The organism is Peptostreptococcus equinus (assembly GCF_027125355.1).
Lineage (GTDB): Bacteria > Bacillota > Clostridia > Peptostreptococcales > Peptostreptococcaceae > Peptostreptococcus > Peptostreptococcus equinus.
Genome location: NZ_CP114052.1, coordinates 1852394 through 1867755, shown reverse-complemented (window position 1 = coordinate 1867755; position 15362 = coordinate 1852394). Strand labels below are relative to the sequence as shown.

16 protein-coding genes are annotated in these 15362 nt (G+C 29.7%); 13 read left to right on the top strand and 3 right to left on the bottom strand.

All coding sequences use genetic code 11. The features are described from left to right. Positions 1 to 217: 217 nt before the first annotated feature. The 6 genes from O0R46_RS09425 (at position 218) to O0R46_RS09400 (ending at position 5661) form a co-directional block, all read left to right on the top strand. Positions 218 to 1054: an energy-coupling factor transporter ATPase gene (locus O0R46_RS09425; RefSeq protein ID WP_269311487.1), complete on the top strand. Its 837-nt coding sequence runs from the start codon at positions 218 to 220 to the stop codon at positions 1052 to 1054. Then, positions 1039 to 1926: an energy-coupling factor transporter ATPase gene (locus O0R46_RS09420; protein WP_269311486.1), complete on the top strand. Its 888-nt coding sequence runs from the start codon at positions 1039 to 1041 to the stop codon at positions 1924 to 1926. The genes O0R46_RS09425 and O0R46_RS09420 overlap by 16 nt, the downstream gene beginning before the upstream one ends. Further along, on the top strand, positions 1919 to 2728 hold the full coding sequence (locus tag O0R46_RS09415; protein ID WP_269311485.1) for an energy-coupling factor transporter transmembrane component T family protein: 810 nt from the start codon (positions 1919 to 1921) through the stop codon (positions 2726 to 2728). Before O0R46_RS09420 ends, O0R46_RS09415 begins: the two co-directional genes overlap by 8 nt. 90 nt (positions 2729 to 2818) lie before the next feature. After that, positions 2819 to 4264, top strand: coding sequence for a 3-phosphoshikimate 1-carboxyvinyltransferase (gene aroA / locus O0R46_RS09410; protein WP_269311484.1), 1446 nt, complete (start codon positions 2819 to 2821; stop codon positions 4262 to 4264). Continuing rightward, positions 4242 to 5330, top strand: coding sequence for a chorismate synthase (gene aroC, locus O0R46_RS09405; RefSeq protein ID WP_269311483.1), 1089 nt, complete (start codon positions 4242 to 4244; stop codon positions 5328 to 5330). The genes aroA and aroC overlap by 23 nt, the downstream gene beginning before the upstream one ends. Before the next feature lie 79 nt (positions 5331 to 5409). After that, positions 5410 to 5661, top strand: coding sequence for a chorismate mutase (locus tag O0R46_RS09400; RefSeq protein WP_269311482.1), 252 nt, complete (start codon positions 5410 to 5412; stop codon positions 5659 to 5661). A 130-nt stretch (positions 5662 to 5791) separates the two neighbouring features. Here O0R46_RS09400 and glmS read toward each other — a convergent pair whose 3' ends face one another. Beyond that, positions 5792 to 7618: a glutamine--fructose-6-phosphate transaminase (isomerizing) gene (gene glmS / locus O0R46_RS09395; protein ID WP_269311481.1), complete on the bottom strand. Its 1827-nt coding sequence runs from the start codon at positions 7616 to 7618 to the stop codon at positions 5792 to 5794. Positions 7619 to 8230: 612 nt separating this feature from the next. Between glmS and O0R46_RS09390 the strand changes: the two genes are divergently transcribed. Further along, positions 8231 to 8653, top strand: a complete 423-nt coding sequence (locus O0R46_RS09390) for a PTS mannitol transporter subunit IIA (RefSeq protein ID WP_269311480.1) — start codon at positions 8231 to 8233, stop codon at positions 8651 to 8653. Positions 8654 to 8661: 8 nt separating this feature from the next. Here O0R46_RS09390 and O0R46_RS09385 read toward each other — a convergent pair whose 3' ends face one another. After that, a complete protein-coding gene (locus O0R46_RS09385) occupies positions 8662 to 9183 on the bottom strand; it encodes a shikimate kinase (RefSeq protein ID WP_269311479.1) in 522 nt (173 codons plus the stop codon). 242 nt (positions 9184 to 9425) lie between these two features. On the opposite strand from O0R46_RS09385, the gene truA reads away from it, so the two are divergent. The 6 genes from truA (at position 9426) to rpsI (ending at position 14766) form a co-directional block, all read left to right on the top strand. After that, the gene (gene truA / locus O0R46_RS09380; RefSeq protein ID WP_269312560.1) at positions 9426 to 10157 is read left to right on the top strand and encodes a tRNA pseudouridine(38-40) synthase TruA; all 732 of its coding nucleotides are present in this window, start codon (positions 9426 to 9428) and stop codon (positions 10155 to 10157) included. A 178-nt stretch (positions 10158 to 10335) separates the two neighbouring features. Continuing rightward, positions 10336 to 11406, top strand: coding sequence for a pyridoxal-phosphate-dependent aminotransferase family protein (locus tag O0R46_RS09375; RefSeq protein ID WP_269311478.1), 1071 nt, complete (start codon positions 10336 to 10338; stop codon positions 11404 to 11406). 135 nt (positions 11407 to 11541) lie between these two features. After that, entirely contained in the window at positions 11542 to 12474 is a 933-nt protein-coding gene (locus tag O0R46_RS09370; protein ID WP_269311477.1) for a D-2-hydroxyacid dehydrogenase, read from the top strand. A gap of 18 nt (positions 12475 to 12492) precedes the next feature. After that, a complete protein-coding gene (locus O0R46_RS09365; RefSeq protein ID WP_269311476.1) occupies positions 12493 to 13728 on the top strand; it encodes a DUF1015 domain-containing protein in 1236 nt (411 codons plus the stop codon). A 188-nt stretch (positions 13729 to 13916) separates the two neighbouring features. After that, the gene (gene rplM, locus O0R46_RS09360) at positions 13917 to 14348 is read left to right on the top strand and encodes a 50S ribosomal protein L13 (RefSeq protein ID WP_269311475.1); all 432 of its coding nucleotides are present in this window, start codon (positions 13917 to 13919) and stop codon (positions 14346 to 14348) included. Between the two features lie 25 nt (positions 14349 to 14373). Continuing rightward, complete coding sequence (gene rpsI / locus O0R46_RS09355; protein WP_269311474.1) at positions 14374 to 14766, top strand: 30S ribosomal protein S9; 393 nt, start codon at positions 14374 to 14376, stop codon at positions 14764 to 14766. A gap of 193 nt (positions 14767 to 14959) precedes the next feature. Here the strand turns inward: rpsI and O0R46_RS09350 are convergent, their stop codons facing one another. After that, positions 14960 to 15361 carry a hypothetical protein gene (locus O0R46_RS09350; protein WP_269311473.1) on the bottom strand — a complete coding sequence of 134 codons (402 nt, stop codon included), beginning with the start codon at positions 15359 to 15361 and terminating at the stop codon, positions 14960 to 14962. Position 15362 lies beyond the last annotated feature (1 nt).

The window sequence follows — 15362 nt, the reverse complement described above, 5'->3', positions numbered from 1 at the left end:
TTACATTAAAAATTTAATTTGCACAAATTTTCCAAAGTATACATCTAGGTATAAGTTAAAATTTTCTTATAATTATTAATTTTACAGTTTTAAATCATCAATAAAATAAACTTTTGTAAACAATATTCCTTTTACATATGTTATAATTAAGGGTAAGTGATTTTTAAAAATCTTAATTTTAGAACTTATTAATCAAAAAATAAAATGGAGGAATTTAATGGAAAATATTATCGAAATTGATAATTTAATATTTGAGTATTCCAATGATGAATTTAGACATAGAGCCATAGATGATTTAAGCCTAAATGTTAAAAAAGGTGAATTTGTTGCTATAATAGGTCATAATGGTTCTGGTAAATCTACATTGTCAAAGAATTTGAATGCTATTTTATTACCTACATCAGGAGATGTAAAGATAAATGGTATGAATACTAAAAATGAATCTCTCCTTTGGGATATAAGACAGACAGCAGGAATGGTATTTCAAAATCCAGACAATCAGATAGTAGCTACTATTGTAGAAGAAGATGTAGCCTTTGGTTGTGAGAATTTAGGTATAGAGTCATCGCAAATTAGAAAAAGAGTAGATGATGCTCTAAAAAGTGTGGAGATGTATGAACACAAAGACCGTCAGCCACACCTTTTATCTGGAGGTCAAAAACAAAGAGTCGCTATAGCGGGAATAATTGCTATGATGCCTGCCTGCATAATATTTGATGAAGCTACTGCTATGCTTGATCCTTCAGGAAGAAAAGAAGTAATGGATACAATAAAGAAGTTAAACAAAGAATACAACATAACAGTTTTACATATAACACATTTTATGGAAGAGGCTGTGGAGGCAGATAGAGTAATTGTAATGGAAAAAGGTAAAAAGGTGCTAGAGGGAACACCTAGACAAGTATTTTCTCACATAGATCAGCTAAAAGAAATAGGATTAGATGTTCCATACATGACAGAGCTCGCTCAAATGCTAAACTTTTCAGGAATAGAAATAGATAAAAATGTCTTAACTGTTGAAGAAATGGTGGGTGAACTATGTCGATTAAAGTAGAAAATTTAACTCATATATATGATTATGGTATGCCTTTTCAACATGTTGCTCTAGATGATGTTTCATTTGAGATAAAAGATGGTGATTTTGTTGGATTAATAGGTCATACAGGCTCAGGAAAATCAACATTAATTCAACATTTGAATGGAATAATGAAACCCCATTCTGGAAAAATTTTCATAAATGATTTTGATATCACTCAAAAAAACCAAAATCTTACTGAGATAAGAAAAAGAGTAGGTATTGTATTTCAATATGCTGAATATCAATTATTTGAAGAAAGTGTAGCAAAAGATATAGCTTTTGGGCCTATGAACTTAGGGCTTAGTCAAGAAGAAATTGATGTTAGAGTAAAAGAATCAATGAAAGCGGTAGGTCTTGAATATGATACATATGCAGAAAAATCGCCGTTTGATTTGTCTGGCGGTCAAAAAAGAAGAGTTGCTATAGCAGGAGTCATAGCTATGAATCCAGAAGTTCTAATCCTAGATGAGCCAACAGCTGGTTTAGATCCAGGTGGTAGAGATGAAATATTTAATCTTATTAAGGATTTATATAAGAGAAAAAATATGACTATTATTCTGTCCTCCCATAGTATGGATGATATGGCAAAGTTAGTGAATACATTGATGGTTATGAATAAAGGAAAATTAGAAATGATGGGTAGTCCAAGAGAAATATTTAGAGACAATGCATCTAAATTAAAATCTATGGGCTTAGATATTCCACAAGTTTTAGAGCTAGCTATAAGATTAAAAAGCGAACTAGGTTTTAATATTAGGACAGATGTATTGAATTTAGAAGAAGTAAAAAATGAAATTCAAAGATGCATAAAAGAAAAAGATTTTATAGGAGGTATTAAAAATGCTTAAAGATATTACATTAGGCCAATACTATCCAACAAAATCACAAATACACTCTTTAGATGCTAGAACAAAACTTTTGGCAACATTATTAATAATGGTATCTATATTTGTAATAAATCAATTTTGGCCATATGCAATACTGATTTTATTATTGTTGGCAGTGACTATGATTTCAAAGATACCAGTATCTTATGTTATGAAAGGCTTAAAACCCCTTAGGTGGATTATACTATTTACCTTTATAGTAAATTTATTTTTTGTTCAAGGTGATAATATTGTATGGAGCTTTGGAATTTTAAAAATAAGTGATTTAGGACTTAGAACAGCTATATTTATGGCCATTAGACTTACATTATTAGTAGTTGGAACATCTCTTCTTACACTCACTACTTCACCAATAGCATTGACTGATGGTATAGAAAATGCATGTTCACCTTTAAAAAAAATAGGATTCCCTGCGCATGAAATGGCGATGATGATGACTATAGCGCTAAGATTTATACCTACATTACTTGATGAAACAGACAAAATAATGAAGGCACAAATGTCTAGGGGTGCAGATTTTGAGAGTAAAAATATAATGAATAGGGCAAAAAATATGGTTCCGCTATTGATACCTTTATTTGTAAGTGCTTTTAGAAGAGCAGATGAATTGGCTATGGCTATGGAAGCTAGATGCTATAGGGGTGGAGATGGTAGAACAAAGATGAAAGTAAGTAAATTAGGAAGAAATGATTTAATTGCAGATTTCGTAATGATTGCTTATTTATTATTTACTATTGCCAGCAGATTTATTAGATTGATATAATAAACCTAGGCTTGTCGATTATATAAAAATGGTAAGACACAACACTTATTAATATAATTGTAATTTAAAGAGCTCTTATGAGCTCTTTTTTTGAAAAAATTATTAAGCGAGGTAGATTATATGGATTTGAAAATACAGGCAAACAAATTAAGTGGAAAAATTTCCATACCAAAATCTAAGAGTATGGGACATAGAGCAATAATATGTGCCAGTTTGGCAAATGGAATAAGCCATATTAGACATTTAACATATTCAAATGATATTATGGCTACAATAAATGCAATGAAAGCTTTAGGAGTTAAAATAGAATTTTATAATGAAGAATTAGTAGTTCGAGGCATAGGAAATTGTATAGATGTTGAAAAATCTGTTAGTATTATAAAAAATTGTGGAAAAAATAAAGATATAATTAATATAGATGTAAAGGAATCAGGATCTACAATTAGGTTTTTACTTCCATTGTTGAGTTTATTTGATAATGATTTTGTTATTAATAGCCAAGGAAAACTTCTTAAAAGGCCATTGGATCCATACTTTTATATATATGACAAATTGGGGATAATTTATAGAATAGAGAATAATATACTTTTTATAGAGAATAACAAAAAATTTGAAGATAGTATCTATAAATTTGATGGAAATATAAGTTCACAGTTTATTTCAGGTATGATGTTTTTGTTGCCATTACTTAATTTTGATTCTAGGATAATAATTGATGGATATTTGGAATCAAAGGCTTACGTGGATATGACAATTGATAGCTTAAAAACATTTGGGGTAGAGATAGTAAATATTGATTATAAGGAATTTATTATAAGAGGCAATCAAAAATATAAATCACAAGATATAGAAGTAGAGGGAGATTTTTCTCAAGCTGCATTTTTCTTGGTAGCTAATTCTCTCCAAAAAATAAATGCAAATAGCATAACAGATTATATATATGTGCAAGGATTAAAAGAAGATTCCAATCAAGCAGATAAAGATCTAATATATTTATTAAATATATTAGATTATATCAATACTTCAATGACATTTGACAAAAAAAAATTTGATGATGCAATGCTAAAAATATTTAATGAATATATGGTCAAGGTATACAAAGGGAAATCACCTATATATATAAAGGAGAATAGATTGATTATAGACGGTAAAGATATTCCTGATATAATACCAATTTTGTCCCTATACTTGTCTTTAAGTAACTTTAAATCCAAGATAATAAATATTGCTAGGCTTAAAATAAAAGAATCAGATAGACTGCAAGCTATTTATAGTGAATTAAAAAAATTGGGGGTAGAAATAGAATATGGAGAAGATTTTTTAAGCATTAATCCCAGCCAGATATTAGAAGGGAATATAGAAGTAGACTCTTATAAAGATCACAGGATAGCAATGATGTTAGCAATTTCAAGTCTATTTACTAGCAGTCCAATTAAAATAAAAGATGCACAGTGTGTAAATAAATCCTACCCAGATTTTTGGAAGGATTTTGAAAGTTTAGGGGGTGAAATATTTGAGTGCAACATGGGGAAATAAACTTAAAATAACAATATTTGGAGAGTCGCACGGATCTTGTATTGGTGCGACAATAGATGGTATTGAGCCAGGTATTAAAATAGATATGGATTTAATAGAAAAAGAGATGAGTAGAAGAGCTCCAGGTAGAGATAATCTATCAACTCAAAGAAAGGAAGCAGACAAAGCAGAAATTATCAGTGGTTTTTTCAATGGTTATACCACAGGAGCACCGCTTACAGTCTTGATTCATAATACAGACATAAGATCAAAAGATTATTCAGATATAAAATCAATAGCAAGACCAGGTCATGCTGATTATTCAGCAAATAAAAAGTATAATGGATTCAATGATTATAGAGGAAGTGGCCATTTTTCTGGAAGAATTACAGCTCCATTAGTCTTTGCAGGAGCATTAGCAAAACAAATTTTGAAAGAAAAATATATTTATATAGGTTCTCATATAAAATCCATAGGTCACATAGAAGATATGAAATTTAGTGAAAATGATATGAATAGATATACTTTTGCTAGATTAAATGAGCAGAGAATACCATTAATAAATGAATATTTGAGACAAGATATGGAGAGTTTAATCTTGGAAATTAAAGATAATGGTGATTCTCTTGGCGGTGTAGTTGAATGTGCAATTGTAGGTATGGATGCAGGTATTGGTAGTCCGTTTTTTGAGTCTGTAGAATCAGTATTGTCATCAATTATTTTTTCAGTACCCGCAGTAAAGGGTTTAGAGTTTGGAGCTGGTTTCGATATATGTAAAATGAAAGGTAGTCAAGCAAATGATCAATTTTATTATGATGAAGATAGTAACTTAAAAACTAGAACTAATCATAATGGTGGTATAAATGGCGGTATTACAAATTCCATGCCAATAATATTTAGAGTAGCAATAAAACCCACATCATCTATTGCAAAGATGCAGACAAGTATAAATATGTATAAAAAAGAAAATATAGATTTTAAAATAGATGGGAGACATGACCCTATAATTGTACTTAGAGTTTTACCTGTGATAGAAGCGGTAAGTGCTATAGCAGTTTTGGATATGATTTATAGTGAGAATTATTAGTTTAATTAAAATATATAAAAACTGACTATAGTTACTAAATATATAAATATACAAGCATTTATATAAAAAGGGGATATTTATGTTGATAGATTATAGAGAAAAAATTTCAGATATAGACAAAGAAATATGTAACTTACTAGAGAAAAGATTTTATATATGCAAAAAAATTGGAGATTATAAAAAAGAAAATAATATTGATATCTTGGATTCTAAAAGAGAATTAGAAGTAAGGAATAAAATAAGTACTTATATAAAAAATGAAGAGTATGAAGATCTGATTATAGATATTTTTCAAGATATAATGGATAAATCTAAATTATTACAAAAATAAAAAAGTATAAGCATTTTAGATAATATATGTTATAGTTTGAAACTACAGTGTTTAATGATTTTAACAATATTATTTAATAAGGATATAAAATCAGGGTGAGCATATACTCACCCTTTAAAATTTTCTAATATTATTCAACTGTAACTGATTTAGCTAAATTTCTTGGTTTATCTACATCAAGACCTCTTTTTGTAGAGACCATTAATGCTAATAACTGCATTGGAACAACAGCAATTATTGGAGAAAGTAAATCTTCACTATCTGGTATATAGATTACCTTGTTTGATACTTTTTCAACCTCTTTGTTGTGGCTCTGAGATATTGCAACTACATATGCACCTCTAGCACGAACTTCTTCCATATTTGAAACCATCTTGTCAAACATACTCTGCTGTGTAGCGATTGATATTACTGGAGTACCTTCTTCAATAAGAGCAATTGTACCATGCTTTAATTCACCAGCAGCAAATGCTTCAGCATGAATATAAGAGATTTCCTTTAATTTTAATGATCCTTCCATAGCAAGGGAGTAATCAATACCTCTACCTAGGAAAAATGCATGTTCTTTTTTAACTATATCATCTGCAATATGTTCTATTGAATCTTTGTTATTTATTACTTCTTGAATCTTTGCAGGAATTTCCTTCATTTTTTCGATCATATCAAAATAATATTTATCGTCTATATTACCCATTTCAAGTGCACAATTAAGAGCTATCATGTAAAGTGATACTATCTGCGTAGTGTAAGCCTTTGTTGAGGCAACAGCAATTTCAGGACCAGCCCAAGTATAGAATACATCATCAGCTTCTCTTGCTATTGATGAACCAACAACATTAGTTACTGCTAATATTCTAGCTCCTTTTTCCTTAGAATCTCTAAGAACAGCAAGTGTATCAGCTGTTTCTCCAGACTGGCTTACAAGAATTACTAGAGACTTATCATCTACAAAGTTTTCATTGTATCTAAATTCTGAAGCTATATCTACAGTCACTGGTATACCCATCATTCTCTGCATAGCAGTTTTGCCAAGTACACCTGCATTATAAGCTGTACCACAAGCTACTATATATATTTTATTAACTGATTCTAGGTATTCTTTATCTAGGTTTATATCATCTAGAACTATTCTACCTTCTTCATTTAATCTTCTTTCTAAAGTCGATTTTATACCTTCTGGTTGTTCAAAGATTTCTTTTTCCATGAAACAGCTATATCCGCCTTTTTCAGCGGCTTCAACATCCCAATCTACATGGTTGATTTTTTTATCTACAGGATTTCTCTGAGAATCATAAACCTTAAGATTTCCACCCTTTATATGAACTACTTCGTCATTATCTAAATAAATTACATCTCTAGTATACTTTAATAGAGCAGGTATGTCAGAAGCTATAAATGCCTCACCTTCACCTACACCAGCAATTAGTGGACTATCTTTTCTAACAGCTATCAATTCATCATTGTGTTCTGCAGATACTATACCCAAAGCATAGGCACCTTTTAAATCCCCTATAGTCTTATATACAGCATCTAAAAGATTACCTTCGTAATATTTATCTAATAAGTGAGCTACAACTTCTGTATCAGTTTTAGACTTAAATTCTATACCTTCTGATTCTAACTGTTCTCTTAACTCTAAATAGTTTTCAATTATACCATTGTGAACTACAGCAAGAGTCTTATCTTTGTTGAAATGTGGATGTGAGTTTACATCTGATGGTTCACCGTGTGTAGCCCATCTAGTATGTCCGATACCAACATTTCCTATAATATTATTTTTTTCAAGGTCATCAGCCAACACAGCTAATCTCCCTTTAAACTTCCTTATTTCTAATTCAGTGCCTGTATTTACAGCGATTCCTGCAGAGTCATAACCTCTGTATTCCAATTTTGCAAGTCCATCAACTATAATGCCTGCAGCATTTTTACTACCTAAATAACCAACTATACCACACATATTTGTTTCCTCCTAAAAAATCCTAATTTTAAATAGAAAACAAGTCGCTAGTTTTCATTGCCCTTTGTTAAGAGATTACTCCCTATTTTTAGACAAGAATACGATGCTAGCACACCGCGAAGCATCCGCCGAATTTTCGATAACTTCGTCCTCGTTAACTGATGCATAACCAGCCTGGCGCTAAGAAATAAACCATATTAGTTATAAAAAATATATATAAAATAACTAATATTTAGTAAATAACTTTTTTATAATTATTTGACATATGAGACTCAAATTTAGCTAATTAGCTAAATTGACACAATTATGCTAATTAATCTGACCTGTTTTTTAATCAATGTTTTGTGTGTAAAAAACATCGTATGAATATTTTAACACAAAAACTTAAATTTAGCTTATAAAATTTTTGTAGTAAAATATACAATAATATACAAAAATTATATTTATTAGATATATATAGAAATTTTATATGTAAAAAGTAATTCAAAATACTAGACATAGTATTTTATTAATATTATAAAAAAGAAAAATTAAATGATATAATTATTATATAGTTTTTAATAATATAAATACTTTAATGAAATTAGAAAGTTTTAATAAGGAGGCAAACTTATGAGTAAAAATTTGGAAAAAAAGAACATTATCCTTGGATTATTAAGTGTGTCAAAAGAAAATGCTATAAAGGCAGCTGGAGAAAAATTATTAGAAGGTGGCTATATAAAAGGCTCTTATATAGAATCAATGTTGGAAAGAGAAAAAGGAATGTCTACTTATATGGGGATGGGAGTAGCTATACCCCATGGTTTAAGCGAATCGCAAAAAGATATAAAAGAAAGTGGAATAGTAATATTACAATATCCAAATGGAATTAAGTTTAATAATGATATAGCTTATTTAGTGATAGGTTTGGCTGGCAAGGGAAAGGATCATTTGGAAATGTTATCAAATATAGCAATAAACTTAGATGATGAAGTAATAGAAAAACTGAAAATATCTAAAGATAAACAAGATTTTATAGAAGCTTTTGCAGAATAAAAAAGAAGTTAGATAATTTCTTTTAATGAGTATGAATTTAATAGTTTATTGATTGTAGAATCATTTTCAAGTATAATACTGGCAGATTCATTATAGTAGTTATGTCTATGTTCATATAATTCATAGACCTTTTCAGGATTTTCTCTTAGAAGAGGTCTATTAGACATGTCTACGTTTTTTATAATATCAGAGCAATTTCTTTTGATGTAAACTACATTTTTAGAAGCTTTTAGTATTCTTCTATTTGCTGGATTTATTACAATTCCACCACCTGTAGCTATTACAACGTTAGATAATTTAGAGCATTCTAAAAGTGCTATATTTTCTAAGTCTCTAAAATATTTTTCTCCATATTTTTCGAAAATTTGAGGAATATTCATTTGTTCTTTTTCTTCAATATAATCGTCTAAATCTATAAAACTAAGACCTCTTTCCTTAGCTAGTAATTTACCAAAAGTAGTCTTGCCACTACCAGGTAGGCCTATTAAAAAGATTGCTGATAAATTTTCTTTTTTATTATCCTTTTTCATAATATATCTCCTAATTTTCATAATCTATTACTTTTATAACATAAATATATTATAGCAAATTAAAGTATTTCTAGCGATAGGCAAGTTTAGTAGCATATGATAAAATATAATGAGTACATAGATTTAAATAGTTTTTGGAGAATAATATGAGTAAGGAAAATAAAAAAAATAATATAGAAAAAATAAATAGAAGTGAAATTATAGAAAGTATTACAGAAAAAAATGATGCTAAAAAAAATATAATGTTAGTGATTTCATATAATGGTAAGAATTATGCGGGATGGCAAAAACAGAATAATCAAAAGACAATTCAGGGTGAATTGGAGTATGCAATAAATAATATCTTTTCAAAAAATTCTATAGAAAGTATAGATATTATAGGATCTGGTAGAACTGATGCGGGTGTACACGCCTATGGTCAGGTAGCTAATTTTAAAGTTAATACTACGATACCGATTGATAGAATTCCAGAAATCCTAAATTCTAAGCTCCCAAAAGATATAAGTGTAGTAGGGGTAAAAGAAGTATCTGAAGAATTTCATTCAAGATATTCAGCACACAAAAAGACTTATAAGTATTACATATACCCATCAAGAACAAGAAGTCCGTTTTATATGGAGAGATCATACCAAGTTAAATATGAACTTGATTTTGAAAAAATGGAAAAAGAGATTAAATTTTTAGAGGGAGAGCATGATTTTTGTGGATTTATGTCTAGTGGTTCCTCTGTAAAAACTACTGTTAGAACTATTTATAGTGCAGATATTTACAAAGAAGGGGATTTATTTGTTATAGAGGTTGAAGGAAATGGATTCTTATATAATATGATTAGAATAATAGCAGGAACCTTAGTTGATATAGGGAGAGGAAAAATTACTGAGTCGTTGGATAAAATAATAGAATCAAAAGATAGAAATAGAGCTGGACATACAGCACCAGCTCAAGGCTTATTTTTATATAAAGTGGATTATTAAATGTTTTTTAAAAAAATATTAAGATGTATGTAGACCTAGCTTAATTGCTAGGTTCTTTATGTATTGAGTAAATATAATTTTCAGAATATTTTTGTCTTTTAATAAAAAACACTTGACACTCTTAAAGAATGAGTATATTATATTTTATAATTTAAACTCTAGAAAGGAGAAAGAATAAATGACTAAGAAACTATTTATTCCGGGTCCAATAGATGTTAGGACAGATGTATTAGAACAGATGACCAAACCTATGATAGGGCACCGAAGCAAGGACGCTAGTCTCTTACAAGAAAGTATTAGCAAAAAATTACAACAAGTATTTTATACAAAGAGCGAAATACTTCTATCCACATCATCCGGCTCAGGCTTGATGGAAGGTGCAATTAGATCCTGCACTTCCAAGAAAGCAGCTGTGTTCTCCTGTGGTGCATTTGGAGATAGATGGCATAAAATGGCAGTGACAAATAATGTTAAGTCAGATTTATACAAAGTGGAATTGGGAAGAGCAATAGATCCTCAGATGGTCGATAAAGTTCTTTCAACTGGAGATTATGATTTAATAGCTGTACAGCATAATGAAACATCAACAGGAATTACAAATCCAATAGATGAAATTGCTGATATAGTAAAAAAATATAAAGATATAGTGTTCTGTGTAGATGCTGTAAGTTCAGCAGGAGGCTCAAAAATTGAAGTAGATAAATTGGGAATAGATATTTTAATTACTTCATCTCACAAAGCCTTAGGCCTACCACCAGGAATGGCAATATGTACATTCTCACAAAAAGCGATAGACAGAGCAGATCAAGTAGAATTTAGAGGTACATACTTTGATCTACTGGCAATGTACAAATATCTTAAAAAGAAAAATTATCAATATCCCTCAACTCCTTCAATCCCGCTAATGTATGCGATGAATTATCAACTTGACAATATCTTAAAAGAAGGCCTAGACAATAGGTTCAAAAGACACGAGGACATGGCTCAATTAGTTAGAACATGGGCTCATAAACATTTCAAATTATTCACTGACGAAAATCATCTATCAAACACACTAACAGTCATAGAAAACACTCAAAATATAAACATATCACAGCTAAACTCAAAATTAATGGAACAAGGAATGCAAATAGCAAATGGCTATGGCGATTTAAAAGAAAAAACATTTAGAATATCACATATGGGTGACTACCAGATTGAAGATATTCAATATTTATTAAAAACAATAGATCAAATATTAGAATTTTAATATTTAGTTTGTATTTTCCTAGAAATTCTAGATAAAAACTAGTATTTATATGCAAAACTATGAATTTTTACTTTAATTCATATAGAAAATGATATTTGGTGGAGACAATATAGATAATTTAGTGGAGGAATAATAATGATAAAGATATTGGTTACAGATGGCATGGAAAAAAATGCAGTAAATAAGTTGAAGGCACAGGGATTTGAGGTTGAAGAAAAATTTTATGAAAGAGAAGAATTAAAAGAAAAGATACAAGAAATAGATGTTATAGTTGTAAGATCAGCTACAAAAATAGATAAAGATATAATAAACCAAGCACTTAAGACTAATAAATTAAAATTGATTATTAGAGCAGGTGTGGGATTAGATAATATCGATGTCTTATATGCAGAAAAAAATGGAATAAATGTAAGAAACACAGCTGGTGCCAGTACTAATGCAGTAGCAGAATTAGTACTTGGACAAATGTTAGTATTAGCTAGACAAATAAAAATAGCAAATATGACATTGAAAGATGGTATATGGAATAAAAAGAACTTAAAAGGTCTAGAAATACAGGGAAAAACTTTAGGTATCATAGGTTTTGGAAGAATTGCGAGAAATTTGGCCAACAAGGCTCATCTTTTGGGAATGAATATACTATATACCGACCTAATAGCTTGCATAGATGAAAATGATGCCTATACATGTACAGATTTAGATACCATACTAAGGGAAGCTGACTATATAACAATACATACACCGCTTACTGAAGACACAAGAAATTTAATAGATGCTCAGTGTTTTGAAAAAATGAAAGACACAGCATTTTTAATAAATTGTGCAAGAGGAGGAATAGTAGTGGAAGAGGATTTATTAGAAGCCTTGAACAATAATAAAATCGGTGGAGCGGCATTAGATTGTTTTGTAGATGAACCAAATCCTATTAAAGACTTATTACAGCATCCATTAGTAAGCGTAACACCGCATATCGGGGCAGCCACTTATGAAGCACAAGATAGAATAGGTATGGAAATAGTAGATATAGTGAACGATAGGTTTGCAATTATAAAAGATATGGTGATATAAAAAGGAGTAGAATATAAAATGGTAAGGGTAAGACCTTTTAAAGCGATTAGACCAAACAAAGAATATGTAGATAAAGTTGCTGCACTTCCATATGATACAATGGATACAGAAGAAGCTAGAAAAATGGCAAAAAATAATCCATATTCATATTTAAGAATTGATAGGGCTGAAATTGATTTAGATAAAAAAATAGATATACATGATAAAAAAGTATATGAAAAGGCTAGACAAAATTTAAATAAATTTATAGAGGAAAAAATACTTGTAGAAGATGATGAGCCTGCACTATACATTTATAGAGAAATAATGAATGATAGGATTCAAATAGGTATAGTGGGCGCTGTAAGTGTAGATGAATCTATAGATGGGACTATCAAAAAGCACGAACACACCAAGCCAGACAAAGTAGAAGATAGAACAAAGCATATAGAATATTGTCAAGCTCATACAGGTACAATCTTATTAACATATGAAAATGATAAGGATATAGATAATTTCATAGAAGAAAAAATAAAAGTAGAACCAGAATATGATTTTAGCACAGATGATATGATTAGGCATACAGTATGGTTATTAGACAAAGAAGAGAGTAAAGAAGTAGAAAGTCTATTTAAAAATGTAAAAAGTCTTTATATAGCTGATGGACATCATAGGTCAGCCGCAGCAGAAAATTATGCTATGAAAAAAAGAGAAGAAAATCCTAATTACAATCCGGAGGATGAATTTAATTTTTATATAGCTATGATAGCTCCAAAGAAAAATTTATATGTAATGGACTATAATAGACTAGTAAAAGACACAAATAATTATACCAAGGAATATCTTCTTAATAAAATAGAAGAAAACTTTCAAATAAATAGTATGAAAAAGGCTTTTAGACCTTGCAATAAGTACGAATATGCTATGTATTTAGATAAGGAGTGGCATAGGTTAAAATTTATGGGGACAGATAATGGTATTTTGGATTCAGTAAAAAGATTAGATGTGAGCGTTTTGCATGATTATTTAATAGAACCCATATTAGAAATAGATAATCCCCATAAAAATGATAGGATAGATTTTGTTGGTGGAATTAGGGGTTTGGATGAGATAGAAAATAAAATAGATAATGGTAAATTCAAACTAGCATTTATACTACATCCTACAGAATTAGATGAATTGATAGAAGTAGCAGATGAAGGCAAAATAATGCCAGCAAAATCTACTTGGTTTGAGCCAAAAGTAAGATGTGGTTTATTCGTACATAGAGTATAATAAAAATTGTATAAAAAAGGCAGAAATCTAAAAAAATTTCTGCCTTTTTTAATTAATATTTCGTAGATATATTGACAAATGTACTATATGGGAGTAAAATATACAAGAATGCGTTAATAAGTCCACTTTGCCCCGGACTTTACATATATTCAAAGAAAACACAATGTGAAAAGTTAAGGAGGGTCTTTATGAATAGTTTTATATCTAAGCCAGCGGACGTTAAAAGAGACTGGTATATAGTAGACGCTGAAGGAAAAACTTTAGGTCGTATGGCAACTGAAATTGCTACAGTTTTAAGAGGAAAGAATAAACCAACATTTACACCACATGTTGATGGTGGAGATTTTGTAATAGTAATCAATGCGGAAAAAATAGTATTAACAGGAAAGAAACTTACTCAGAAATACTACAGATATCATACAGGTTATGTAGGTGGGTTAAAAGAAATATCTTATAAGGAAATGATGGAAAAGAAGCCAGAAGAAGTAGTGGCTCATGCTGTTAGCGGTATGCTTCCAAAGAACAAACTTAGAGATAGAATGATGACTAGATTAAGAGTATACAGAGGTGCTGAGCACCCACATGCTGCACAAAACCCACAGGAATTAAACTGTAAGTAGGATTTTCGAGAGGAGGAAATAATTAATGGCTAATATACAATATTACGGAACAGGTAGAAGAAAAAGCTCTGTTGCTAGAGTAAGACTAGTAGCTGGAGAAGGAAACGTAAAGGTAAATGGAAGACCTTTAAATGAATATTTTAACTATGAAACATTAATAAGAGACGTAAAACAGCCTCTTGTTTTAACTGGAAATGAAAATAAATATGACGTTATAGTAACAGTAGAAGGTGGAGGATTCACTGGACAAGCTGGTGCTATCAGACATGGTATATCTAGAGCTCTATTAAAGGTTGACGAAGAATTAAGAGGAACTCTTAAGGCTGAAGGATTCTTAACAAGAGACTCAAGAATGAAGGAAAGAAAGAAATACGGACTTAAGGCTGCCAGAAGAGCACCACAGTTCTCTAAGAGATAGTATTTCAATAAAATTACAACAATTATTAAACTCGCTTATATCAATTATAAGCGAGTTTTTTTAATATGTTCAGCAATTTAGATAATTAGTTTAGATTCGTTTAAAATCGTTTAAAATAGAATAGATAATACACACGTAATACACACGTAATATACAAATTTTAAGGATTAAAAAGTGTCTTACGTAAGACATATTATTTTATACTATGACTTTTATTAATTGTCAATCTCATTTCATTAGTTCCTTTTACATTTATTATTCTTGTTCCAGAAGTATCATTAATATATCCATCTTTCAGCCTAATAAAATATCCACTTTCTTTTGAATAAGATGCGTATTCAATCATACCCTGGTATTTTTTTGGTATTTGCCATTTTCTTAAAAGCTCTATATCTACATTGCTATCAGATATATTTATTTGTGAATTACCAGACTGCATATCATTCGATATAAGCATATTTATATATTCATTAATTGATATATTTAAGTTTTTGCACATATTTTTTATTTCACTTTTTTTGCCTTTTGGCAAAACGACCTCTAATCTATCATATTTATTTTTTATATATTCATTTTTATATTTTGTTCTATTCATA

Coding starts and splice junctions, on each gene's coding strand:
- O0R46_RS09350 (WP_269311473.1), bottom strand. CDS start 15,361: ATGAATAGAACAAAATATAAAAATGAATATATAAAAAATAAATATGAT.
- O0R46_RS09375 (WP_269311478.1), top strand. CDS start 10,336: ATGACTAAGAAACTATTTATTCCGGGTCCAATAGATGTTAGGACAGAT.
- O0R46_RS09400 (WP_269311482.1), top strand. CDS start 5,410: ATGTTGATAGATTATAGAGAAAAAATTTCAGATATAGACAAAGAAATA.
- O0R46_RS09385 (WP_269311479.1), bottom strand. CDS start 9,183: ATGAAAAAGGATAATAAAAAAGAAAATTTATCAGCAATCTTTTTAATA.
- glmS (WP_269311481.1), bottom strand. CDS start 7,618: ATGTGTGGTATAGTTGGTTATTTAGGTAGTAAAAATGCTGCAGGCATT.
- O0R46_RS09425 (WP_269311487.1), top strand. CDS start 218: ATGGAAAATATTATCGAAATTGATAATTTAATATTTGAGTATTCCAAT.
- O0R46_RS09370 (WP_269311477.1), top strand. CDS start 11,542: ATGATAAAGATATTGGTTACAGATGGCATGGAAAAAAATGCAGTAAAT.
- rplM (WP_269311475.1), top strand. CDS start 13,917: ATGAATAGTTTTATATCTAAGCCAGCGGACGTTAAAAGAGACTGGTAT.
- O0R46_RS09390 (WP_269311480.1), top strand. CDS start 8,231: ATGAGTAAAAATTTGGAAAAAAAGAACATTATCCTTGGATTATTAAGT.
- O0R46_RS09415 (WP_269311485.1), top strand. CDS start 1,919: ATGCTTAAAGATATTACATTAGGCCAATACTATCCAACAAAATCACAA.
- rpsI (WP_269311474.1), top strand. CDS start 14,374: ATGGCTAATATACAATATTACGGAACAGGTAGAAGAAAAAGCTCTGTT.
- O0R46_RS09420 (WP_269311486.1), top strand. CDS start 1,039: ATGTCGATTAAAGTAGAAAATTTAACTCATATATATGATTATGGTATG.
- truA (WP_269312560.1), top strand. CDS start 9,426: ATGTTAGTGATTTCATATAATGGTAAGAATTATGCGGGATGGCAAAAA.
- O0R46_RS09365 (WP_269311476.1), top strand. CDS start 12,493: ATGGTAAGGGTAAGACCTTTTAAAGCGATTAGACCAAACAAAGAATAT.